21 protein-coding genes are annotated in these 23,366 nt (G+C 64.1%); 13 read left to right on the plus strand and 8 right to left on the minus strand.

Annotation, left to right across the window (positions count from 1 at the left end):
• The 6 genes from BN1969_RS13120 to BN1969_RS13145 form a co-directional block, all read left to right on the plus strand.
• A partial coding sequence (locus tag BN1969_RS13120; RefSeq protein ID WP_419185506.1) for a GH36-type glycosyl hydrolase domain-containing protein occupies window positions 1-2,167 on the plus strand: 2,167 nt, incomplete at its 5' end.
• A 94-nt stretch (window positions 2,168-2,261) separates the two neighbouring features.
• On the plus strand, window positions 2,262-3,545 hold the full coding sequence (gene yfmF, locus BN1969_RS13125) for an EF-P 5-aminopentanol modification-associated protein YfmF (protein WP_050624710.1): 1,284 nt from the start codon (window positions 2,262-2,264) through the stop codon (window positions 3,543-3,545).
• 3 nt (window positions 3,546-3,548) lie between these two features.
• On the plus strand, window positions 3,549-4,835 hold the full coding sequence (gene yfmH, locus BN1969_RS13130; protein ID WP_050624711.1) for an EF-P 5-aminopentanol modification-associated protein YfmH: 1,287 nt from the start codon (window positions 3,549-3,551) through the stop codon (window positions 4,833-4,835).
• Window positions 4,832-5,803, plus strand: a complete 972-nt coding sequence (gene lgt / locus BN1969_RS13135) for a prolipoprotein diacylglyceryl transferase (protein ID WP_050624712.1) — start codon at window positions 4,832-4,834, stop codon at window positions 5,801-5,803. Before yfmH ends, lgt begins: the two co-directional genes overlap by 4 nt.
• A 3-nt stretch (window positions 5,804-5,806) precedes the next feature.
• Window positions 5,807-6,649 carry a bifunctional methylenetetrahydrofolate dehydrogenase/methenyltetrahydrofolate cyclohydrolase FolD gene (gene folD, locus BN1969_RS13140; RefSeq protein WP_242850343.1) on the plus strand — a complete coding sequence of 281 codons (843 nt, stop codon included), beginning with the start codon at window positions 5,807-5,809 and terminating at the stop codon, window positions 6,647-6,649.
• 144 nt (window positions 6,650-6,793) lie between these two features.
• Window positions 6,794-7,204 carry a hypothetical protein gene (locus tag BN1969_RS13145; protein WP_077138763.1) on the plus strand — a complete coding sequence of 137 codons (411 nt, stop codon included), beginning with the start codon at window positions 6,794-6,796 and terminating at the stop codon, window positions 7,202-7,204.
• Window positions 7,205-7,259: 55 nt separating this feature from the next.
• Here the strand turns inward: BN1969_RS13145 and BN1969_RS13150 are convergent, their stop codons facing one another.
• Window positions 7,260-8,579, minus strand: coding sequence for a Na+/H+ antiporter NhaC family protein (locus BN1969_RS13150; RefSeq protein ID WP_050624714.1), 1,320 nt, complete (start codon window positions 8,577-8,579; stop codon window positions 7,260-7,262).
• Between the two features lie 124 nt (window positions 8,580-8,703).
• On the opposite strand from BN1969_RS13150, the gene BN1969_RS13155 reads away from it, so the two are divergent.
• Window positions 8,704-9,501 carry a peptidoglycan recognition protein family protein gene (locus BN1969_RS13155; protein ID WP_050624715.1) on the plus strand — a complete coding sequence of 266 codons (798 nt, stop codon included), beginning with the start codon at window positions 8,704-8,706 and terminating at the stop codon, window positions 9,499-9,501.
• A 61-nt stretch (window positions 9,502-9,562) separates the two neighbouring features.
• Here the strand turns inward: BN1969_RS13155 and BN1969_RS13160 are convergent, their stop codons facing one another.
• The 5 genes from BN1969_RS13160 to asd all read right to left on the minus strand — a co-directional run bounded on the left by BN1969_RS13160 (window position 9,563) and on the right by asd (window position 13,429).
• Window positions 9,563-9,931 (minus strand): desulfoferrodoxin family protein, encoded by a 369-nt coding sequence (locus BN1969_RS13160; RefSeq protein ID WP_050624716.1) that lies wholly within the window; start codon window positions 9,929-9,931, stop codon window positions 9,563-9,565.
• 113 nt (window positions 9,932-10,044) lie between these two features.
• Entirely contained in the window at window positions 10,045-10,407 is a 363-nt protein-coding gene (locus tag BN1969_RS13165) for a DUF2500 domain-containing protein (protein WP_050624717.1), read from the minus strand.
• A gap of 102 nt (window positions 10,408-10,509) precedes the next feature.
• Window positions 10,510-11,265: a 4-hydroxy-tetrahydrodipicolinate reductase gene (gene dapB, locus BN1969_RS13170; protein ID WP_050624718.1), complete on the minus strand. Its 756-nt coding sequence runs from the start codon at window positions 11,263-11,265 to the stop codon at window positions 10,510-10,512.
• 9 nt (window positions 11,266-11,274) lie between these two features.
• Window positions 11,275-12,162, minus strand: coding sequence for a 4-hydroxy-tetrahydrodipicolinate synthase (dapA, locus tag BN1969_RS13175; RefSeq protein WP_050624719.1), 888 nt, complete (start codon window positions 12,160-12,162; stop codon window positions 11,275-11,277).
• 190 nt (window positions 12,163-12,352) lie between these two features.
• The gene (asd, locus tag BN1969_RS13180) at window positions 12,353-13,429 is read right to left on the minus strand and encodes an aspartate-semialdehyde dehydrogenase (RefSeq protein ID WP_050624720.1); all 1,077 of its coding nucleotides are present in this window, start codon (window positions 13,427-13,429) and stop codon (window positions 12,353-12,355) included.
• A gap of 233 nt (window positions 13,430-13,662) precedes the next feature.
• Between asd and BN1969_RS13185 the strand changes: the two genes are divergently transcribed.
• From BN1969_RS13185 to dpaL, 4 genes are all read left to right on the plus strand, one after another.
• Entirely contained in the window at window positions 13,663-15,417 is a 1,755-nt protein-coding gene (locus BN1969_RS13185) for a SpoIID/LytB domain-containing protein (protein WP_050624721.1), read from the plus strand.
• Between the two features lie 24 nt (window positions 15,418-15,441).
• Window positions 15,442-16,494, plus strand: coding sequence for a tRNA preQ1(34) S-adenosylmethionine ribosyltransferase-isomerase QueA (gene queA / locus BN1969_RS13190; protein ID WP_050624722.1), 1,053 nt, complete (start codon window positions 15,442-15,444; stop codon window positions 16,492-16,494).
• 78 nt (window positions 16,495-16,572) lie between these two features.
• On the plus strand, window positions 16,573-17,706 hold the full coding sequence (gene tgt, locus BN1969_RS13195) for a tRNA guanosine(34) transglycosylase Tgt (RefSeq protein ID WP_050624723.1): 1,134 nt from the start codon (window positions 16,573-16,575) through the stop codon (window positions 17,704-17,706).
• 38 nt (window positions 17,707-17,744) lie between these two features.
• Window positions 17,745-18,941, plus strand: a complete 1,197-nt coding sequence (dpaL, locus tag BN1969_RS13200) for a diaminopropionate ammonia-lyase (RefSeq protein WP_050624724.1) — start codon at window positions 17,745-17,747, stop codon at window positions 18,939-18,941.
• Window positions 18,942-19,360: 419 nt separating this feature from the next.
• Here dpaL and pdxR read toward each other — a convergent pair whose 3' ends face one another.
• Window positions 19,361-20,755 carry a MocR-like pyridoxine biosynthesis transcription factor PdxR gene (pdxR, locus tag BN1969_RS13205; protein ID WP_050624725.1) on the minus strand — a complete coding sequence of 465 codons (1,395 nt, stop codon included), beginning with the start codon at window positions 20,753-20,755 and terminating at the stop codon, window positions 19,361-19,363.
• A 137-nt stretch (window positions 20,756-20,892) separates the two neighbouring features.
• On the opposite strand from pdxR, the gene BN1969_RS13210 reads away from it, so the two are divergent.
• Window positions 20,893-21,408: an ECF transporter S component gene (locus BN1969_RS13210; protein ID WP_050624726.1), complete on the plus strand. Its 516-nt coding sequence runs from the start codon at window positions 20,893-20,895 to the stop codon at window positions 21,406-21,408.
• A gap of 203 nt (window positions 21,409-21,611) precedes the next feature.
• Window positions 21,612-22,382 carry an RNA polymerase sporulation sigma factor SigG gene (sigG, locus tag BN1969_RS13215; protein ID WP_050624727.1) on the plus strand — a complete coding sequence of 257 codons (771 nt, stop codon included), beginning with the start codon at window positions 21,612-21,614 and terminating at the stop codon, window positions 22,380-22,382.
• 36 nt (window positions 22,383-22,418) lie between these two features.
• Here the strand turns inward: sigG and BN1969_RS13220 are convergent, their stop codons facing one another.
• Window positions 22,419-23,198, minus strand: a complete 780-nt coding sequence (locus tag BN1969_RS13220; RefSeq protein WP_050624728.1) for a ZIP family metal transporter — start codon at window positions 23,196-23,198, stop codon at window positions 22,419-22,421.
• Between the last annotated feature and the right edge of the window lie 168 nt (window positions 23,199-23,366).

A 23,366-nucleotide genomic window follows, 5' to 3' on the forward strand; every position in this document is an offset into this window, starting at 1 on the left:
CCTGCCCCTGGAACTGATGGAGGAAGAGCCGGAGCACTGGACGCCTCCGCCGGCGGTGTCGGTCCGCCCGGAGCCCGCCCCCTGGCACTTTGACCAGGCGGGCAGCGTGGTCATCCGCGCCGGGGAGCGCCTGCCCCCTGTGGGCTGGAGTCAGATCCTGTGCGGAGAGAGCTTCGGATGGCTGACCGACGAGACAGGCAACGGCCTGCTCTGGAGGGAGAATGCCCACGAGGGCCGCCTCACCCGCTGGAAAAACGACCCGCTGGCCGTGGGCGGGGAGGAGCGGCTGCTGCTGGAGACAGGGGGCATCTGCGCCTCCGTCTTCGCGGACGGGGATGGCCTGCCCTGTACAGTGACCTACGGCCCCGGCTTTGCCCGCTGGGAGAAGCGGTTTGGGGAGACCCTGCTGGTGACGGAGGGACATGTGCCCCCGGACCGGCCGGAGCGGGTGCTCCGTTTCGCGCTCTCCGGAGGAGCTGGGACGCTGTCCATCCAAAGGAGAGATGGAGAGGCGTCCGCCTGCCCGGTGGCAGAGGGACTGCCGGCCGTCCTGGTGAGCGCGCCGGGGGAACGGGGCGGGCTGGTCCACCGCTGGGACGCCCTCCCGCCGGAACGGGCGGAGGCAGAGGGGGAGCAGGTCGTGCTGGACTGGCGGAAAAAGGTGTCCGCCCTGCGCTTCTCCACCCCGGAGCCGGCGCTGGACCGGTATCTCAACGGCTGGGCGCTCTATCAGGTGCTGGCCTGCCGGCTGATGGCCCGCACGTCTCAGTATCAGAATGGCGGAGCCTACGGCTTCCGGGACCAGCTCCAAGACGTGCGGGCCCTGCTGCTCACTGTGCCGGAGCGGGCCCGGGAACAGCTGGTGCTGGCCTCCTCCCGCCAATTTCCGGAGGGAGACGTGCAGCACTGGTGGCATCCGCCCCATGGGGCGGGGGTCCGGACCCGGATCACCGACGACCTGCTGTGGCTGCCTTATGTGCTGGCGGAATATCTGGAGGTGACTGGGGACTGGTCCGTGTGCGGGGAGAAGACCTGCTATCTGGAATCCCCGCCCCTGCGGGAGGGGGAGCGGGAGCGGTATGAGACGCCCCGGTGTTCGGAGCGAGAGGACACGGTCTACCGCCATGCCCTGGCGGCCATCCGGTGCGCCATGGAGCGCGGTGCGGGCAGCCACGGCCTGGCCCTGATAGGAGGCGGAGACTGGAACGACGGCATGAACCGCGTGGGGGCGGGAGGCCGGGGGGAGTCTGTGTGGCTGACCTGGTTCCTCGCCCTGGTGCTTCGGAAGTTCGCGCCGGTGTGCCGGCATATGGAGGAGCCGCAGCTGGCGGAGGAGCTGCTGGGCCGGGCGGAGGGATACCGGAAGGCCGCGGAGGCGGCTTGGGACGGGAACTGGTACCGCCGGGGCTATTTTGACAGCGGGGCCCCCCTGGGGACCCGGGGGGCGGAGAGCTGCGAGATCGACTCCATTGCCCAGTCCTTCGCCGCGCTGGTGGAGGACTCGGACCGGGAGCGGGCCTGCCAGGCAGTGTCTGCCGCGCTGGAGCGGCTCTATCTGCCCCAGGCCGGGGTAGTGAAGCTGTTCGATCCGCCCTTCCAGGACAGGGGCCCGGACCCGGGCTATATCAAGGGCTATCTGCCCGGCGTGCGGGAGAACGGGGGACAGTACACCCATGGGGCTGTGTGGCTGGCTCTGGCCTGCCTCCGCCTGGGCCGGACGGAGGATGGGCTGGAGCTGCTGCGGGCCCTCCTGCCGGAGCGCCGCCGGACGCAGATCTATCAGGCGGAGCCCTATGTGCTGGCCGCCGATGTCTATGCGGCCCCGGGGCACCTGGGCCGGGGCGGCTGGAGCTGGTACACCGGGGCGGCGGGGTGGTACTACCGCACCGCGGTGGAGGAGCTGCTGGGCCTGAAGGTCCGGGAAGGCCGCTTGTTTGTGGAGCCCCACCTGCCGGAGGACTGGCCGGGCTGGACCGGGGAGTGGGAACTGGACCGGGGGCGGCTGAGCATCCAGGTGAGCCGGGGGAGAGAGCTCTCCGTCCGGCTGGACGGCCGGGAGATCCGGGACGGCGTCCCCCTCCGGGAACTGACAGGGGACCACCGGCTGGAAGTGACAGCGGTACCCGGGAATGGAAAGCTTTGCTTTTCCGCGAAAGATGTGGTATGATAACTCTGTTCTGCTTCCAGGAAGGAAATTCCCTTCTGAAAGGCCACAGGAAAAGGGGGACGCCCCCTTTCGTGCAGAGAAAGGAATCTGATCTATGACTCAAGTAACGCGCCGGGAGCTCTTTCCCGGGGTGTGGCTGCGGACAGTCCACACCGACAAATTCAAAAGCAGCTATCTCAGCCTGACCATGCTGGTCCCCCTGGAGCGGGAGCGGGCGGCGGCCAATGCCCTGCTCTTCCCGGTGCTGCGCCGGGGGACCCGGGAGCACCCGGATATGGAGTCCCTCTCCGCCGCCCTGGATGAGCTGTACGGAGGCGCCATCGAGCCCATCGTGCGGAAAAAGGGGGAGACCCAGTGCCTGGGCTTTGTGGCCAGCTTTCTGGATGATGCCTTTGCGCCCGGGGGCGAGCCCATCCTGGAGCCCGCGGCGGGGCTGCTGGGGGAGCTGCTGCTCCGCCCCCGCCTTCAGGACGGCATTTTTGCGGAGGAATATGTGTCCGGGGAACGGGCCAATCTGGTGGACCGCATCCGGGGCCAGATCAACGACAAGCGCTCCTACGCCACCCTGCGCCTGGGACAGCTGATGTGCGGGGAGGAGGCCTTCGGGGTGGACAAGCTGGGGGATGTGGAGCATGCCGCGGCCGTCACGCCGGGCTCTCTGTGGGAGCGGTATCAGCAGCTGCTCTCCACCGCCCAGATCGAGCTGTACTACTGCGGTTCCGCGGAGGAGGAGCGGGTGGCCCGCGCCCTGAAGGAGGCGCTGTCCGCCCTCCCCGTGAATGAGGGGCGGATCTGCCCGGACTGCGAGGTCCGGCTCCACGCCGGACCGGAGCCCAGCATGGTGGAGGAGTCCATGGACGTGACCCAGGGCAAGCTGGCCATGGGCTTCCGCACCGGCGGCGTCACCTGCTGGGAGGAGGAATACCCCGCCATGGCCATGTGCAACGCCGTATTCGGCGGCACTACCCTGTCCAAGCTCTTTATGAACGTGCGGGAGAAGCTGTCTCTGTGCTACTACGCCAGCTCCACCCTGGAGAAGATGAAGGGGCTGATCCTGGTCTCCTCCGGGATCGAATTTGACAAGTTCCAGCAGGCCAGGGACGAGATCCTCCATCAGCTGGAGGAGATCCGACAGGGGAACATGGAGGACTGGGAGCTGGAGGGGACCCGCCGCACCATGATCGGCGCCCATCTGGCCACCCTGGATGTCCAGGACCGGCAGGAGGACTTCTGGCTGGGCCAGACGGCCGCCGGTCTGGAGACCGGCATCAAGGAGCTGGTGGCCCAGCTGGAGCAGGTCACCCGGGAGCAGGTGGCCCAGGCGGCTCAGAAGCTGGAACTGGACACCATTTACTTCCTGAAGGGAACGGAGGGCTGAACCATGGAGAAACTGGAATTTCCCCGGGTGGGGGAGCAGATGTACCACCAGGTGCTGGACAACGGACTGCATATCTTTGTGGTGCCCAAGCCCGGCTTTCAGAAGAGCTACGCCTTTTTTGCCACCAATTACGGAGGCATGGATATGAAGTTCAAGCTGGATGGCCAGGATATGGACACTCCGGCGGGGGTGGCCCACTATCTGGAGCACAAGATGTTCGACACCAAGGAGGGCAACGCCCTCCAGGAGCTGGCGGCCAACGGCGCCTCCCCCAATGCCTTCACCAGCAACGCCATCACAGGCTACTATTTCGAGAGCACAGAGAAATTCGAGGAGAACCTGCGCATCCTGCTCTCCTTCGTCTCCATTCCCTATTTCACCAAGGAGAGCGTGGACAAGGAGCAGGGGATCATCGGTCAGGAGATCGGCATGATCGAGGACGACCCGGACTGGGTGGTCTTTATGGATCTGATGCAGGCCCTCTACGAGAAGCACCCGGTGCGGGTGTCGGTGGCGGGCTCGGCGGAGTCCATCTCCCACATCACCGCTGAGACCCTCTACGCCTGCCACAAGGCATTCTACGACCCCTCCAATATGGTGCTGTGCGTGGCAGGGGACGTGGACCCGGAGAAGATCTGCCAGGCGGCCCGGGAGATCCTGCCGGAGCGGCCCGGCGCGCCGGTTGCCCGGGGGGACTACGGCGCCCAGGAGCCCGCGGAGGTGTGCCAGCCCATGATCCAGCGGGAGATGGAGGTCTCGGTCCCCCTGTTCCAGCTGGGATTCAAGGGGGAGGCGGCCCCGGAGGGAGAGGGGGCCCTGCGCCAGCAGCTGCTGGGCGAGCTGGCCTGTGAGGCACTTCTGGGCAACTCCGGCCCGCTGTATGCCAGACTCTACCGGGAGGGGCTGGTCAACCGGAATTTCTCCTACGGGTATGAGAGCTACCCCGGCTGCGCTTTCCTGTGTGCCGGGGGGGAGAGCAAGGACCCGGAGGGAGTGCGGGCGGCGGTGGCCGCCGAGGCGGAGCGGATCGCACGGGAGGGGATCGACCCAGAGCTGTGGGAGCGGCTGAAAAAATCCTCCTACGGAAACCGGGTGCGGGCGCTGAACTCCTTTGAGCACATCTGCATCAGTCAGGCCCAGTCGTTTTTCCAGGGCTGCGATTTCCTGCGCTTCCCGGAGGTGTACGACAGCCTGACCAGGGAGGACGCCCAGGCCATGATCGCCCGCTGGGTCACGCCGGAGCGCACCGCCCTGTCCGTGGTCCGGCCCAGAGAGGAAGCGGTGGAATGACCAACATCGTGACATTTCCCGGACTGGGGCTGGAGTTCCACCTTGACCGGGTGGCCTTCTCGTTGTTTGGCCACCCGGTGTACTGGTACGGGGTCATCATCGGCTGCGGATTTCTGCTGGCCGTCCTGCTGTGCTGCCGGTGGGCGCCCAGATTCGGCGTGAACAGCGACCAGATCATGGACCTGCTGATCTTCGCGGTGCCCCTCTCCGTGGTGGGGCTGCGGGTCTATTACGTACTCTTCTATCTGGACCTGTACCGGGAGGCGGACGGTTCCCTGAACTGGGGGGCCATCTTCCGCATTACAGACGGCGGCCTGGCCATCTACGGCGGCATCATTGCCGCCGCCCTGACCTTGATCGTGTTCTGCCGTATCCGGAAGATCAGCTTCTTCTCCTTTGCAGACCTGGGGGTCCACGGCCTTCTGATCGGCCAGTGCATCGGCCGGTGGGGAAACTTTATGAATGTGGAGGCCTACGGCGGCGTCACCGGACTTCCCTGGCGGATGTGTTCGGAGAGCATCGCCAGCTCCCTGCTGTCCCAGGGACTGGTGGACGCGGACGGCTATCAGGCCATCCTGGACGGCACCCTGGGGGTGCACCCTACGTTTTTCTACGAATCCCTGTGGAATTTTGTGGGCATCTTTCTGATCTACTGGATCGGAAAGCACTGGAAGAAATTTGATGGCCAGGTGTTCTGGAGCTATGTGCTGTGGTACGGCCTGGGCCGGTTCTGGATCGAGGGCCTGCGGACGGACAGCCTGTATTTCTTCGGACTGGAGCTGTTCGGCGCCCCCATCCGCACCTCCCAGGTGCTGGCCATCGTCTCTGCCGCCGTGGCGGCTGTTGTATTGATCTATGAGCTGAAGTTCCGTCGGCACGATCCGTCTGAGCTTTATGTGAACCGGCTGGCCGCCCACAGGGCGGACGCTGGAGAGGGCCCGGGCGGACCGGAGAAAAAGGAGGACTGATTTGTGTCGGCGGTCATCATGGACGGAAAGGCACTGGCAAAAAAGGTGAAGGAGGAGGTCCGGGCGGCGGCGGCGCGGATGGAGCGCCGCCCCGGCCTGGCCGTGATCCTGGTAGGGGACGACCCCGCCAGCCAGGTCTACGCGGATGGAAAGAAGCGGGACTGTGCCCAGTGCGGGATATACAGTGAGGAATACATCCTGCCGGCGGAGACAGGACAGGAGGAGCTGATGCTGCTCATTGAAACGCTGAACGGACGCAGCGACATCGACGGCATCCTGATTCAGCTGCCCCTGCCGGCCCATTTGAATGAGCGGGCGGTCCTGTCTGTGGTCAGGCCCGACAAGGATGTGGACTGCTTCCACCCCTTCAACGTGGGGGAGCTGATGATCGGGGAGAAGGGCTTTTATCCCTGCACCCCGGCCAGCGTGATGCGTCTGCTCGCGGAATACGGCGTGGAGCTGTCGGGGAAAAGCTGCGTGATCGTGGGGCGCTCCAATATCGTGGGCAAGCCGCTGGCTATGCTGATGCTGCGGGAGAACGCCACGGTCACCATCTGCCACACCAAGACGGAGTACCTGAAAAAGGAGTGCAGCCGGGCGGACATCCTGATCTCCGCCGCCGGACAGGCCGGCCTCATCACTGGAGACATGGTGAAGGAGGGGGCCGTGGTGGTGGATGTGGCAGTGAACCGCCGGGCGGACGGGACCCTGTGCGGCGACGTGGTATTTGAGGAGGCGGCCGGACGGGCGTCGTACATCACCCCGGTTCCGGGGGGCGTTGGGCCGCTGACCCGGGCCATGCTGATGAAGAACACACTGTACGCAGCGGTGATCCACGGAAAATAGATCCGGAAGCGGGCGGAGAGGGGGAGTCATCTCCCACCTCTCCGCCCGTCCTTTTTACTGTAAAAAAGATGGGGAAATGATTGACGGACCAGATGGCTATCCCATATACTGGTCTTACATAAAATCGTGCTGCGGGAGGGCCGTATGAGAACAAAAGTAAGGACAAGACTGCTGAAGTTTACCATGGCGATGGAGATCGTGATGGCGATCACCATCCTGGGGGCGATCCTGGCCAGCATTGCACTGCTGATCTGCGGCTCGGTGGAGAAGTTCTGCTGCCAGTGGGAGTCCTTCTCCATTGACGCATTTATGGCAAATGCGTTCCTCATCGTCATGGGGATTGAGTTTGTAAAGATGCTGATGCTGCATACCTACGGGGCGGTAATCGATGTGCTGCTGTTCGCCATCGCCCGGCAGATGATCATCAGCCATGAGGAACCCATGCAGACGCTGATGAGCGTGGGGGCGGTGGCCGGGATCTTTGCCATCAAGAAATATCTCTACACCGGGGAGCGGTGGGAGTCCGGACAGAAGGACCGGCCATGCAGCAAGTAAAAAACCGGCGGCTCTGGGAGGAGACCCAGAGCCGCCGGCCTTTCTTTTTTAGGGATCACTTCCGCTTCCGGTCTGGCCAGAAGAGGATGAAGACCAGGGCACACACCGCCATAAGATAGCAGTAGAACATGTAGGGCATAATCTTGACGGCAGAGACCCCCGTCCCTGCGGAGGCGTAGAGCAGCTGCGCACCATAGGGCAGGATGCCCTGCATCACCGAGGCAAAGATATCCAGGAGGGAGGCGGATCGCCGGGGGTCGATGTGGTACTCCTGGCTGATGTCCTTAGCGATGGAGCCGGTCATCACGATGGCAACTGTGTTATTGGCGGTGGCTACATCCACCGCGGCCACCAGTCCGGCGATGCCCAGCTGGGCACCCCGCTTGGAGTTGGCGCGGCGGTGGACGAAGTCGATGAGCCACTGGATGCCGCCATATTCCCGCACCAGGGCGCCGATACAGGCCACGACGATGGAGATGACAGTGATGTCATACATGGCGGTGATGCCCGTCCCCATCACAGAGAAGATCTGGGTCCAGGGAAAGGCGCCGGAGGCCACGCCCACGATCAGGCTCAGCACAGCGCCGATGGTCAGGATCAGGAACACGTTGACGCCGGCCACGGCCCCCACCAGGACCACCAGATAGGGCAGGACCTTCCAGACGCTGTATGTGCCGATCTCCGGCTGGCCGCTGCCGCCCCAGGTGAGGGCGATGAAGATCACCAGGGTGAGGATGGCCGCAGGCAGGACGATGAAGAAGTTCATGCGGAACTTGTCCTTCATTTCACAGCCCTGGGTGCGGACCGCGGCGATGGTGGTGTCGGAGATCATGGAGAGGTTGTCACCGAACATGGCGCCCGAGGCCACCGCCGCGATGCACAGGACCACCTCGAAGCCGGTGGCTTCGCTCATGGAGACGGCGAAGGGGGCCAGGGCGGAGATGGTGCCCACCGAGGTGCCCATGGAGATGGACACGAAGCAGGAGATCAAGAACAGGCCCGCCACCGCGAACTGGCTGGGCAGGTAGTCCAGGAACAGATAGACCGTGCTGTCGGCGCCGCCGGCGGCCTGGACCGCGCCGGAAAAGGCGCCTGCGGCCAGAAAGACCAGGCACATGGTGAGGATGTTCTCATCCGCCACCCCGTTGGCCATTACCTTCAGCTTGGCGTTGAAGTCCAGGGCCCGGTTCTGGACGCAGGCTACGAACAGGGCGATGAGGAAGGCCACGATGGCCGGGGTCTGATAGAAGCCCATCTCGATCTTGAGCCCATACTCGAACAGCAGGCCGCAGCCCAAATAGAGGACCAGGAACACCAGGATAGGGAGCAGGGCGGCGGCATTGCCCCGCTTCTGCGCCGGATTGAGTTCTCCCATAGGAAGGGACCCCCTTTTTCTTTCTCTTTTGACCTTTCTATTTTAGAGGAGTTGGGAGAGGGTGTCAATAGAAAAGGAGGCGGCATAGGATGGAACAGCCTTTGTATGGACAGAGGAGGGAGCCATGGAACTGAAGCTGAGTCAGGAGTTCCTGACAGAGAATGACTGTTACCAGGCCGGGCGGAAGATCGTACCCAAGGGGATCATGGTCCACTCCACCGGCGTGGCGCAGCCGGACCCGCAGGTGTTCATCCGCCGCTGGAACAAGCCCGGGGTGGAGGTGTGCGTCCACGCCTTCGTGGCCCGGGATGAGGTCATCCAGACCCTGCCCTGGAACTGGCGGGGCTGGCACGCAGGCTCGGGAAAAAACGGCAGCGCCAACAATACCCACATCTCCTTTGAGTGCTGTGAGCCAGCCGGGCACACCTATCAGAACGGAAAGATGGTGGGCTATGATGTGGAGAAGAACGAGGCATATTTTCAGGACATCTACCGCAACGCCGTGGAGCTGTCCGCCATGCTGTGCCGCCAGTACCGCCTGGACCCCATGGAGCCGGGCGTGATCCTGGACCACGCCGGCGGCCACGCCCTGGGGATCGCCAGCAACCACAGCGATGTGGGCCAGTGGTGGCCGCTGCACGGGAAGACCATGGATGACTTCAGGCGGGCCGTGAGGGATGCGATGAGAGGAGGAGAGGAGACGGTGACACAGGAACAGTTTGATGCCATGATGGCGGATTATCTGGCCCGCAGAGGCCGAGAGAAGCCCTCTGACTGGTCTGAGAACGCCCGCCGCTGGGCGGAGGAGGCCGGACTGGTCTCCGGGGACAGCGCTGGGATGCGCTATCGGGACTTCACCACCCGGGAGGAGACCATCCAGTTCCTTTACCGCTACCAGCAGGTGACGGAAGGGAAGCCATAACGGAGAAAGAGCCCCCTCCGCCGGAAGAGCCGGCAGAGGGGGCTTCTGGTCATGGTGTCGCTCAGGCTCTCCAGAGCCCGTGAAGATTGCAATAGGCGTAAGCGGCCTTGACCCGGTCGCCGGGGGCGAGGGCAAATTTGACCTCCGGGGCCTGACCTGGCTCCAGGTATTTGATTTGACAGCCCTCGGTGGTCTCCAGGGCCACCCACTGGATATAGTGCTCGGGGATCATGGGATGGGGGGCGGAGCCCACCTTGACATCCACCATGCTGCCCTCTACGGTGACCACAGGGACATGCTTCTCCTGAGCCGCGTCGGTGGAATCGGGGACGAGTTCGGTCATCTTCTGCCCGCAGCACATGACGGGCACGCCGCTGGACTGGAGAAAGGTGACGATATTCCCGCAGTGCTCACAGATGTAGAACTTCATAGGATGCTGCCTCCTTTGCAATGGGGAGCCCGTGATTTTCCGGCCGGGATGTGCCGGAAGAGCTCAGCCCTATTATACCCAAAATACAGGGAAATAGCAACAGGATCTTAGTGTTACGAGCCGTGTATCCGCCACAGCTGATGCCGCTCCGCCACCGGGTCCACGGCGATCAGCTCCCCGTCCCGGGTGAAGGAGATGAACCGCCCGCCCTGATGGCACAGGGTGCCCCGGTCCCCCTTGGAGAGATAGTACCAGATGTCCGGCGGGACCTGGCAGGTCACCACAGTGTCCCGGCAGGGGACATGGAAATAGAGGTAGTAGGAGGAGCCAGCGCGGGAGTGGCAGTTCTCCTTGGCGTGGACCCGGGCCTCTTCGGCCCGGACAGGCTCCCCTCTGGAGGAGTCCTGAAGGTTGTGCAGACGGAAGATGATCAAACTGATGCACAGGGCGGCCAGTACTGCCGCAGCGACAGCCATATCCTGCCTCCTTCCTCCAAAGGCCCGAGGTACAAGACCAGCATAACAGAAAAAAGCGAAAAAAACAACCTTCCACCGGAGTGGAAGGCTGTTTTTTCTGACTTACCGGATGAGGCTGCTCATATCGTACAGGCCGGGTGCCTTCACACCGGCCATAAACTTGGCCGCCTCCACGGCGCCCTGGGCGAAGATCTCCCGGGAGAGGGCAGTGTGGCGGATCTCCATGACCTCGTCGTGGCCGGCAAAGATGATCTCGTGCTCCCCCACGATGGTGCCGCCCCGGACCGCGGAGATGCCGATCTCCTTCTTGTCACGGGGATGGCGGACGCTGTGGCGCTCGAAGACGTACTCCGTCTCGTGGCCGCAGGCCCCCGCCGCCGCGTCGGCGATCATCAGGGCAGTGCCGCTGGGAGCGTCCACCTTCCGGCGGTGATGGCGCTCCACGATCTCGATGTCATAGCTGTCCCCCAGCACAGAGGCCGCCTTTTTCACCAGCTCCAGCAGTACATTGATCCCCAGGGACATGTTGGCGGAGCGGAAAATGGGCACCTCCAGGGCAGCGGCGCCGATTTGGGCCACCTGCTCAGGGGTGTAGCCGGTGGTGGCCAGCACCAGAGGGGTCCCGGTGGCCCGGGCGAAGTCCAGCAGCCCCTCCAGGGCGGCGGGGGAGGAGAAGTCGATGACCGCGTCCGCCTCCCCGCTGAACTGGGCAGGGGAGGAGAAGACGGGAAAGTCCCGGTCGGAGGAGCCCAGGATATCGAAGCCGGCCGCCACCTGGACCTGGGGGTCGGCGGCGCACAGGGACTCCACCACCCGGCCCATGTGGCCGCTGCATCCGGAGATGATGATCTTTTGCATGGCGGCTCCTTACAGCAGGCCCATGCGGCCCATGGCCTGGCGCAGCGTCTCCAGATTCTTGTGGGAGATGTCGCACAGGGGCAGACGCAGGGAACCGGCCTCCATGCCCATCAGGTTCATGGCTGCCTTGATGGGGATGGGGTTGACCTCGATGAACAGGGCGTCGATCAGGTCCATATAGGCGATCTGAAGCTTGGAGGCATCCTCAAACTGTCCCTCCAGGCACAGGTGGGACATCTTGACCATGACCTCGGGGATGATGTTGCTGGCCACCGAGATGACCCCCTTGGCACCCAGGGACATCATAGGGACCACCTGGTCGTCGTTGCCGGACCAGATGTAGAAGTCATCGGGGCAGAGGAACCGGGTGTGGGCCAGCAGGGAGAAGTTGCCGGAGGCCTCCTTCACGCCGTTGATCTTGGGATTCTGAGCCAGCACCTTGTAGGACTCGGCGGTAAAGGAGACCCCGGTGCGGCTGGGCACATTGTAGAGGATCATGGGCAGCTCGATGCGCTCCGCGATGTACTCATAGTGCTTGATGAGGCCGGTCTGGCTGGCCTTGTTGTAGTAGGGGGTCACCAGCAGGCAGGCGTCGGCGCCGGAGTCCTGGGCGTGCTGGGACAGGTAGACGGCGGCGGAGGTGTCGTTGCTGCCCGTGCCGGCGATGACTTTGACCCGGTGGTCCACCCGCTTGACGCAGAATTCCACCGCGGCGATGTGCTCCCGGATGGACATGGTGGCTGACTCGCCGGTAGTACCGCACACGCAGACCGCATCCACGCCGGCGGCGATCTGGGCGTCGATCAGCTTGCCGAAGGCGTCGTAATTGATATTGCCGTTCTGGTCAAAGGGTGTAGCCAGGGCGGGGCAGGAGCCGGTAAATACGGGTGTTCTCATAAAACAGCATCCCTTCTGATTGAGAGTGGAAGAGTGAAGCGTGGAACACGGAGGCGGCCCATGCAGGGGACGTCTCTGCGCCCCTTCACTCAGAGGAATTGACGGCCGTAAAAGCGCTTCGGATGGAGAGACAGCGAAAGGGACCGCAGAGGCGGGGCCCTTCCTGCGTCATGTTTTTCTCAGTTATCCGTTAAATATACCCTTCCGCGCACAGCAGCTCGGCCAGCAGGACCGCGCCGCCGGCGGCGCCGCGCAGGGTGTTGTGGGACAGGCCCACGAACTTGTAGTCGTACTGGGTATCGGGGCGCAGACGGCCCAGGGAGATGGCCATGCCGCCCTCCAGATCCCGGTCCAGTCTGGCCTGGGGACGGTCGGGCTCCTCAAAATAGTGGAGAAACTGCTTGGGGGCGGAGGGGAGCTCCAGCTCCTGGGCCCGGCCCTTGAAGTTCTTCCAGGTCTCCCTGATCTCCTCCATAGAGGGCTTATTGCGGAAGGTGACGAACACGGCGGCGGTGTGGCCGTCGGAGACGGGGACCCGCAGGCACTGGGCAGTGATGGCGGGTCCGGCGGCCTTGACGATCTTGCCGTCCTCCACCTTGCCCCAGACCTTCAGGGGCTCCTGCTCGCTCTTCTCCTCCTCGCCGCCGATGTAGGGGATCAGATTATCCACCATCTCGGGCCAGCGCTCAAAGGTCTTGCCCGCACCGGAGATGGCCTGATAGGTGCAAACCAGGACCTTCTCGATGCCGAACTGCATCAGGGGATGCAGGGCAGGGGCATAGGACTGGATGGAGCAGTTGGATTTGACGGCGATGAAGCCGCGCCGGGTGCCCAGGCGGGCGCGCTGTGCGGGGATGACCGCCAGATGCTCCGGGTTCATCTCGGGCACCACCATGGGCACGTCGTCGGTCCAGCGGTGGGCGGAGTTGTTGGAGACCACCGGCACCTCGGCCTTGGCGTAGGCCTCCTCCAGGGCGCGGATCTCCTCCTTCTTCATATCCACGGCACAGAAGACGAAGTCTACCATGCCGGCGATCTTTTCCACGTCGGCGGAGGCGTCCAGCACCACCAGGTCCTTGGCCTGCTGGGGGATGGGAGTCTTCATGGCCCAGCGGCCGGAGACGGCCTGCTCATAGGTCTTGCCGGCGGAACGGGGGCTGGCGGCGATGGCGGTGAGCTGGAACCAGGGGTGGTCCTCCATCAGGGTGACGAAGCGCTGCCCCACCATGCCGGTGCCGCCGATGATGCCTACTTTGTACTTTTTCATGTTCAGGTTCCTTTCATGGCGGCTCGTGCCGCAGATTTGGACTTTGCGGAAAAGGGAAAAAACAGAGGTTGCCAATCAGGGCCGGAGTCAGTATAATAGACGACAAGAAGTACAGGGATCTGACGGGGCCGGCCTGTTTCCCTCCTATTTTTAATTAGTATCTATGATAGCATGATGAGAAATCAGTGTCAACAAATTGCGTGTTGACGCTTTTGTGAGAAATGGAGCCCAGTATGAGAAAAAAACTGTTGAAATTTTTAGCGCTGTCTCTTGCATTTGTCCTGTGCGTCCCCACGGCCGGGGCGGCCCGGCGGGGGGAGGAGATGGTCCGGGTGGGCCTGGCCTACGGCAGCGGCGCCCTGGTGGGGGCCAACCTGGAGAACAACACGGGCTACGGCTCCGGCTACCGCTTCGGCTACTTTGACGAGGACCTGCGGTTCGAGGAGCTGGGGGAGACCGACGAGAAAGAGACCCAGATCACCGTGCTGAAAGCCCAGAACACCTGGTTCTACTATGACAGGAGCAGCGGAAAATATATCTACTCCAACTCGGACAACGGGGGCACTGTGGTGGGCTGCTTCCACCTGCTCATCGACTCCTTCCGGCGCTTTGACGACGCGGCGGAGGAGGCAGAGGAGTACGACGGCGGCTTCGTGGCCTGGATCGACGGGGAATATCAGGTCCGGGTGGGAGCCTACCTCTCCAAGGAGGACGCCCTGGACGCCGCCGATGAGCTGGGCGAAGGGGAGGTCGTGGGGACCAGCGCCTATGCCGTCACAGTGATTCAGACGGGGACCGACCGGGTCCTGTTCCAGTTTGACGGGGGAGAGGACCTGGCCCTGGGCATCATGCCGGACGTGACCGGCGAGGATGAGGTCCGGACCTGGTTCCAGGGGTACAAGTACCACGGCGGCTTCCGCTATGAGCGCATCGGCGGCGGAGACCTGACGGTGGTCAGCGTGGTGGACATGGAGACCTACATCAAGGGGGTGATCCCCTTTGAGATGAGCAACGACTGGCCCCTGGAGGCGCTGAAGGCCCAGGCCATCTGCGCCAGGAGCTATGCCTACAACAACATCTCTCAGAACAAGCACAGCGCCCACCACTTCGACGTGTGCAGTTCCACGGACTGCCAGGTCTACCGGGGGGCCGGCTCCAACGTCAGCAGCTATCAGTCCACAGACCGCACTGACCGGGCGGTGGAGGAGACAGCGGGGGAGTACGCCCTCTATGACGGCACGGTGATCGAGGCGTTCTACTCCTCCAGCCACGGCGGGGCCAGCGAGGACGTGTACAACGTCTGGGGCTCCTCCCGGGAGAAATATCCCTACCTGTGCGGGGTGGAGGACCCCTATGAGCAGGATGTGGCCAGCCTGAATTCCTACTCCTCCTGGACCGTGCGCTATACGGCCTCGGAGCTGACCAGCCTGCTCCAGAAATGGGGGGGCGTGAACGCCTCGGTGGAGTCGCTGACCCTGACCTACTCGGACCTGGGCAACGTGATCCAGGTGAAGGTCAATTATACCAACGGGGAGAGCAGCACCATCCGCCAGCGGAGCACTGACCTGCGCAATCTGTTCGGCCTGCCCTCCATCCGCTTCACCATCAACGGGGCGGAGGCGGAGCCCGGTTCCCCCTCCGGCGGGAGCCTGAGCGGGGAAGGGCTGAGCGGCAGGAGCCGCCTCTACACCATCAGCGGAACAGGAGCCCTGAGTCGGGAGGACCGGGATGACCTGTATGTCATCTCCGGGGCGGGGTCCATCGACCGGATGGGAGAGCAGACGGGGAGCTCCGGAGGAGACACAGGCGCTGTGGCGGGCACCGAGGTCACGGTGAGCGGCAGCCAGTATGTATTCCAGGGCTCCGGCTGGGGCCACCAGCTGGGCATGAGTCAGTACGGTGCCTACGCCATGGCGGAGCGGGGATTCGACTACGACGAGATCGTGGAATTCTATTTCCCGGGGGTCGAGGTCGATGCCCTGGACTAAGAGAAAAGAGGACAAGGAAGTACATTGAAGACATCTGATTTTGATTTTGAACTGCCGGAGGAGCTGATCGCCCAGACTCCACTGGAGCGCAGGGATGCTTCCCGCCTGCTGACGCTGGACAAGTACACGGGCGAAACGGGCCACCACCATTTCTATGAGCTCCCCCGGTTTTTGAGACCAGGGGACTGCCTGGTGCTCAACGACTCCCGGGTACTGCCCGCCCGGCTGATCGGCCGCCGGTCCACCGGCGGCGCCTGCGAAGTGCTGCTCCTCATCGACAGGGGGGAGGGCCTGTGGGAGTGTCTGGTCCGGCCGGGGCGGAAGATGAAGCCTGGCGCTCAGCTCTCCTTCGGGGAGGGGAAGCTCACCGCCGCGGTGGAGGCGGAGCTGCCCGGCGGGAACCGGCTGGTCCGCTTCCACTACCAGGGGATCTTTCTGGAGATCCTGGAGGAGCTGGGCCGGATGCCTCTGCCCCCCTATATCAAGGCGGAGCTCCAGGACAACGAGCGGTATCAGACCGTCTACTCCAAAGTGCTGGGGTCCGCCGCCGCTCCCACCGCCGGCCTGCACTTCACGCCGGAGCTGCTGCGCCAGGTGGAGGAGATGGGGGTCAGGCTGTGCTATGTGACGCTCCATGTGGGGCTGGGGACCTTCCGCCCGGTGAAGGAGGAGGAGATCACCGACCATGAGATGCACTCCGAGTACTGCATGGTCCCCGGGGAGACCGCCCGGATCATCAACGAGACCCGGAAGAACGGGGGGCGGGTGATCTGTGTGGGCACCACCTCCTGCCGCACGGTGGAGAGCTTTGCAGCGGAGGACGGGACCATGGAGGAGTCTGCCGGCTGGACGAACATCTTCATCTATCCCGGCTACCGCTTCAAAGTGCTGGACGGGCTGATCACCAATTTCCACCTGCCGGAGTCCACGCTGATCATGCTGGTCTCCGCCCTGGCAGGCCGGGAGCACGTGCTGGCCGCCTACCGGGAGGCGGTGCGGGAGCGATACCGGTTTTTCTCCTTCGGAGACGCGATGCTGATCGCGGACTTCAAAGAGCAGGAAAGGGAAAAGGGCTGACAGAAAGCTGCGGGCTTTTTCCGGCGGATCAAAGGCCCCGCCCCGGCGGGGAACAAGATACGGTAAAGGAGTTTTTTTGTGTTTCAGATCCTGAAGACGGAGGGCAGGGCCAGGCGTGGCGTGTTCACCTGCGCCCATGGAACTGCCCAGACCCCTGTTTTTATGAATGTCGGGACCCAGGGGGCCATCAAGGGGGCGGTCTCCTCCCACGACCTGAAGACGCTGGGCTGTCAGATCGAGCTGTCCAACACCTACCACCTCCACCTGCGGCCGGGAGACGGGGTGGTGCGGCAGCTGGGCGGACTGCACCGGTTTATGGACTGGGATGGCCCCATCCTCACCGACAGCGGCGGATTTCAGGTCTTTTCTCTGTCCGGCCTGCGTAAGATAACGGAGGAGGGCGTCACCTTCGCCTCCCATATCGACGGACGTCGGATCTTCATGGGACCGGAGGAGTCCATGCAGATCCAGTCCAATCTGGGCAGCGACATCGCCATGGCCTTTGACGAGTGCATCGAGAACCCCGCCCCCTTCGACTACGTGGAGGCCTCCTGTGCCCGGACCTACCGCTGGCTGGAGCGCTGCGTGGCGGAGCACCAGCGGCTGAACCGGCAGCCCGGCTGTGTCAATCCCCAGCAGATGCTCTTCGGCATCAACCAGGGCGGGACCTACCCGGAGCTGCGGGTGCGGCACATGGAGCAGATCGCCCAGCTGCCCTGTGACGGCTTCGCCATCGGGGGGCTGGCGGTGGGGGAGCCCACGCAGACCATGTACGACATCATCGACGCGGTGGAGCCCCATATGCCCCGGGAGAAGCCCCGCTACCTCATGGGGGTGGGGACCCCCTCCAACATCATCGAGGGCGTGGCCCGGGGCATCGACTTCTTCGACTGCGTCATGCCCGCCCGGAACGCCCGCCACGGCAAGCTCTTCACCTGGGAGGGCACCATCAACATCAAGAATGAGAAGTATAAGCTGGATGACCGCCCCATCGACCCCGCCTGTACCTGCCCCACCTGTGCCGCCTTCTCCCGGGCCTATGTCCGCCATCTGCTGGCGGCGGGGGAGATGCTGGCCATGCGGCTGGCTGTCATGCACAACCTGCATTTCTATAACGAGCTGATGGCCCGCATCCGGCAGGCCCTGGACGAGGGGCGCTTTGAGGCGTTCCGGGCGGAATACAGCGAAAAGCTGGGGAGACCGGCGCCCTGAGGATACGCCGGGAATGAGATCGAACAGGAGTGAATCGCATGGAACACTTTGCATCTGTCCTGCGCCCGCGGGGGCAGCGTCCCGGGGCCGACCTGACCCTGACCAGTCCCGGGGAGGCGGAGAAGGCCCGCCGCTTCCACAGCGGCCTGCCGGGCTATGCCCCTACTCCGCTGGTATCCCTGGACGGCCTGGCCCACAGTCTGGGCGTGTCCAAGATCTGGATCAAGGATGAGTCCAAGCGGTTCGGCCTCAACGCCTTCAAGGCGCTGGGCGGGAGCTATGCCATGGCCCGGTGTCTGTCGGAAAAGCTGGGGAAGCCCTTGGAGGAGATGAGCTTTGAGGAGCTGTGCGCCCCCGCCGCCCGCCGGGCGCTGGGGGACATCACCTTCGTCACTGCCACCGACGGAAACCACGGCCGCGGAGTGGCCTGGGCGGCCCGGCTGCTGGGCCAGAAGGCGGTGGTCTACATGCCCAAGGGGAGCGCGGCGGAGCGGCTGGAGAACATCCGCGCCCAGGGCGCCCAGGCGGAGATCACCGAGTATAACTATGATGACGCGGTCCGCCTGGCGAACCGGATGGCGGAGGAGCACGGCTGGATCTTGATCCAGGACACAGCCTGGCCGGGCTATGAGGAGATCCCCGCTCATATCATGCAGGGCTATACCACTTTGGCCGCCGAGACCCTCCAGCAGCTGGAGGAGCAGGGGGCGGAGAGGCCCACCCATCTGTTTCTCCAGGCGGGGGTGGGCAGCTTCGCCGGTGCGGCGCTGGGCTTCTTTACCTCCGTATGGGGGGAGGAGCGGCCGGTCACCGCCATCGTGGAGCCAGACCGGGCCGACTGCCTGTTCCGCACCGCCCAGGCCGACGACGGGGCGCTGCACTTCGTCACCGGGGACATGGACAGCATGATGGCGGGTCTGTGCTGCGGAGAGCCCTGCACCATCAGCTGGAAGATCATCGATGCCTACGCGGATGCCTTCCTGTCCTGCGGGGACGGATACGCCGCCCGGGGAATGCGTCTGCTGGCCCGGCCGGAGGAGGGCGACCCGGCGGTGGTGTCCGGGGAGTCCGGCGCAGTGACAGCCGGGGTGCTGGATGCCCTGATGCGGGGAGACGCCCCGTCAGAGGTGCGGCAGGCGCTGGGCCTGAACGAGTCCTCCCGGGTGCTCCTGGTGAGCACCGAGGGGGACACCGACCAGGAAAATTACCAGCGGATCATCAACGGGGAGGACTGATCCCCATGTTGGTCCCGGTCCCCCGCAGGGGACCGGGACTAAACAGCCTTCTCTTTTACAGGAAAGGCGGCATAGCAGAAGCTGTAACAGATGAGGCGGGAAAAGGGACGCTGCAAAAAGCGCAGGAGCGCCAGCTCCTGCGCTCAGGCTGTCAAAAGACCTTTTTCAGGGACGGATATTTCAAGGCCGGGAGGGGGAGCTCGAGGGGGCGGCAGCCCGCCTCGAATGGGATATCATCCGCCACAGCCCTTGTACAACAAGGGCTGTGGCCAGCAAAGCGAGGACTTTTCCGCCCCACACTGGGCGGAAAAGTAACGGGACGCAGGAGCGCCAGCTCCTGCGCTTTTTATCATTTATCGAGATTGGGCGGAGTGAGATTTTTTGCTTGCCCCCTCCTAAAGAGTTTTTACGCCCCGGACTCAGTGGAGCAGCGCAGCCAGCTCCCTCAGGGTCTGGGGCAGGCGCTCCATCTGGATGCCCGGGTAGCTGATGACCAGAAAGTGCTGGTGCTCCGGGCCGGGGGAGGCGCAGAACTCCGACAGGAAGGAGAGGCGGATGCCCCGCGCACGGGCCAGCTGGGTCAGCTCCTGGTCGCCGCGCTCCGTCTCCAGCCGGACCAGGAAGTGGAGCCCCGCGTCCGCACCGGAGATCTGGGCCCGGCCGGCCAGGCCGCTGGCCTCCAGGGCCTCCAGCACCTGGTCACGGAGGGCCCGGTAGCGGTTCCGGGCCCGGCTGAGGTGCTGCTCGAAGCGCCCCTCTGAGAGGAAGGAGGCCAGGGTGTACTGCTCCAGGGCGGGGACGGTGGAGGAGTAGAACCCCAGGCGCTGGTGATAGCGGTCCAGAAGGGTGGGAGGCAGCACCAGATAACTGATGCGCAGGGAGGGGGCCAGAGCCCGGGAGAAGGTGTTCAAATAGATGACCCGGTCCGCCTGGTCGATGCTCTGGAGGGCAGGGATGGGAAGCCCTGTAAAGCGAAATTCGCTGTCGTAGTCATCCTCGATGAGATAGCGGTCCCCGCCCTGGGCGGCCCAGCGGAGCAGGGCCTGACGCCGCCCCGCCGGGGTGACGGCTCCGGTGGGAAACTGATGGGAGGGGGAGAGGTGGACCACCTGAGCCGGGGAGGCAGCGAGGGTCTGGGGGGAGATCCCCTGTCCGTCCACCGGGAGGGAGATGCAGCGGGCCCCGTTGAGGGCGTAGATCCTGGCGGGCTTTGGGTATCCCGGGTCCTCCACGCCATAGACCAGCTCCCGGCCCAGGAGCTGTACGATGAGGTTATACAGATATTCGGACCCCGAGCCCACCACGATCTGCTCCGGGGAGACGGAGAGGCCCCGCAGGCGGTACAGGGTGCCGGCGATGGCCTCCCGCAGCTCAGGGACCCCGCTGTGGGGCACGGGACGCAGGAGATCTGGACCACGCTGGGACAGTACCTGCCGCATCAGCTTGGCCCAGACAGAGAAGGGAAAGAGCTCTGTGCTCCCGCCGCCTCCCCGCAGATCCATCATCCAGGGCTGCCCCGGGGGCGGAGCATCGGTCCGGATGGGGGGCGGGGACGGGGGACGCAGGGCGGGCTCCAGCTGGGAGACGAAATAGCCGCTCTTTTCCCGGGAAACGATGTATCCCTCCGCAGCCAGCTGAGCATAGGCGCTCTCCACCGTGACGGCACTGACCTTCAGGTGCTCCGCAAGGCTCCGCCGGGAGGGGAGCCGGCTCCCGGCGGTCAGGCGGCCGCAGAGGATGTCATCCCGGATGCAGCGGCAGAGGTAGTCATAGCGGGGGATGGTCCCCCGCCGGTCCAGATCATATGTGAGCATGGTCACCCTCCTATCTGGCCTGATAAAAAAGAACGAAACTGGACCTTTTCATCAGACCAGATAAGATTAAAATACAGACAGCGGAAAAATGCAAGGACATTTTTCCTGTGAACAGGACAAAAGGAGCGTAGAGCGAGATGATTGGAGAAAAAACGAGAAAGCTGGTGTACGCGGCGCTGTTTGCGGCGCTGACCTGTGTGATGACCATGATCGTCAAGATCCCAGTGCCTGCCACGGGGGGCTATGTCAACCTGGGGGACTGCGTGGTGCTGCTGGCCGGGTGGGTGCTGGGTCCAATGTACGGCGGCGCGGCGGCTGGGCTTGGCTCTATGCTGGCCGACCTGGTCAGCGGATACCCTCTGTATGCACCTGGTACCTTTGTGATCAAAGCATGCATGGCGGTCTGCGCCTGGGCAGTATTCCGGGCGGCAGCCGGAGAAAAGCGGGGGCTGGCCGCCCGCATCGGCGGCGCCCTGGCGGGGGAGGCGGTGATGGTGGCGGGCTACTTCGCCTATGAAGGAGTGGTCCTTGGATTCGGCTTGGGGGCGGCTGCCGCCATCCCGGGCAACCTGATCCAGGGCGTTTTCGGCCTGGCGGTCTCGGTGGCCGCGGCGGAGGCCCTGTCCCGCAGCGGCGCGGTCAAGGAACTGTGACGGCCTGAACGGCTGCGCTCTGCCCCGGCCCCAGATGGGGGCCGGGGCAGAGCGCGTACTGCCTGCTGTCCCGCTTTCCGGCTGTTCCTGAAATTCCATCGAACCCTGTCGAGCGTTAAAATTTTTAAGCCGCTCCCCGCGGTATGAAACCCTCTGTCCCGGAGATACTGAAAGCACAGTATCATGGCAGGAGGTTCCAACAGATGCAAAACAAGGTGGAGATCTGCGGGGTAAACACGTCAAAGCTGAAGGTCCTGAAAAACGATGAGACCCAGGCCCTCCTGCTCCGGGCCAAGCAGGGGGACATGAAGGCCCGGGAGGAACTGATCGCGGGCAACCTGCGGCTGGTCCTCTCGGTGATCCAGCGCTTTGCCAACCGGGGGGAGAACGCGGACGACCTGTTCCAGGTGGGGTGCATCGGCCTCATCAAGGCCATCGACAACTTCAACACGGATCTGGACGTGCGCTTCTCCACCTATGGCGTGCCCATGATCGTGGGGGAGATCCGGCGGTACCTCCGGGATAACAGCACCATGCGGGTGTCCCGGGCCATGCGGGACACGGCGTACAAGGTGCTCCAGGCCAAGGAGGCCTATATGGCCGAGCACCAGCGGGAGCCAACCGTAGACGAGATCGCCAGGATGCTGGAGCTCAAGCGGGAGGACGTGGTCTTTGCCCTGGACGCCATCGTGGACCCGGTCTCCCTCTACGAGCCGGTGTACTCCGACAGCGGGGATACCATCTGTGTGATGGATCAGGTGCGGGACAGCAAAAACACGGACGAGAACTGGCTGGAGCAGATCGCACTGCGGGAAGCCATTGCCAAGCTGTCGGACCGGGAGAAGCGCATCCTGTCCCTCCGTTTTTTTCAGGGAAAGACCCAGATGGAGGTGTCCACCGAGGTGGGGATCTCCCAGGCCCAGGTGTCCCGCCTGGAGAAGAACGCCCTGCGCCAGATCAAAAAGGACCTGTGAACAGCCGCCTCAGGGCGGCTTTACATATTTGTAGACTCAGCCCAGGGCTACGTCCAGGATCATCATGAGCAGGAACCCGGCCATTACCCCCAGAGTTCCGCCCCGGGAGGAGTGGTCCTCCAGGTGGGCGCCCGGGATCAGCTCCTCCACGACCACATACAGCATGGCGCCGGCTGCAAAGGAGAGCAGCCAGGGCATCAGCGGCTGGAGGCTGCCCACCATCAGGACGGTGAGCAGGGCGAAAATGGGCTCCACGACGCCGGACAGGGCCCCCATCCAAAAGGATTTGGCCCGGCTGAGCCCTTCCTGGCGCAGAGGCAGGGCGATGGCAGCCCCCTCGGGGAAGTTCTGGATGCCGATACCCAGGGCCAGAGCGACGGCGGCGGTGAGCTGGGCGGGGGTGTCCCCCTGGGAGGCCAGCGCAAAGGAGATGCCCACCGCCATCCCCTCCGGGATGTTGTGGAGAGTGACGGCCAGGACCAGAAGGGGGGTCCGGCGGCCCAGATGGCGGAAGGATTCAGGGGTGAGCTGGGGGAGCAGGGCGTCCATGGCCAGCAGGAAGGCGATGCCCAGGACGGACCCCCCAGCGGCCGGGACCCATCCCACCATGCCCATGGCCTCCGCCTCCTCGATGGCGGGGATCAGGAGGCTCCACATGCTGGCGGCGATCATCACGCCGGCGGCGAACCCCAGGAAGATCCGGTGGACCGTGGGGTCAGGGCGGCTCCGGAAGAAAAATACGGTGGCCGCCCCCAGGGCGGTGAGCAGAGCGGTGAACCCTGTTCCGCCGGCGGCCCATAACAGTGCCTGTGCCAATGTACTGTTCCTTTCCCGGCGCGGGTCACGCGCCGCTGTGATAGGCGGGGAGCGCACTGACGGCTCCCCCCGCTTCACACTATGCGGGAGGGGGTGTCCCGGTGCTCCTCCAGGGAAAATGAAAAACTTTGCCGTACCCCCTATGCAAAAGAGGAGAATTATATTAGA

The sequence above is a fragment of the Clostridium phoceensis genome, assembly GCF_001244495.1.
Classification (GTDB): domain Bacteria; phylum Bacillota; class Clostridia; order Oscillospirales; family Oscillospiraceae; genus Lawsonibacter; species Lawsonibacter asaccharolyticus.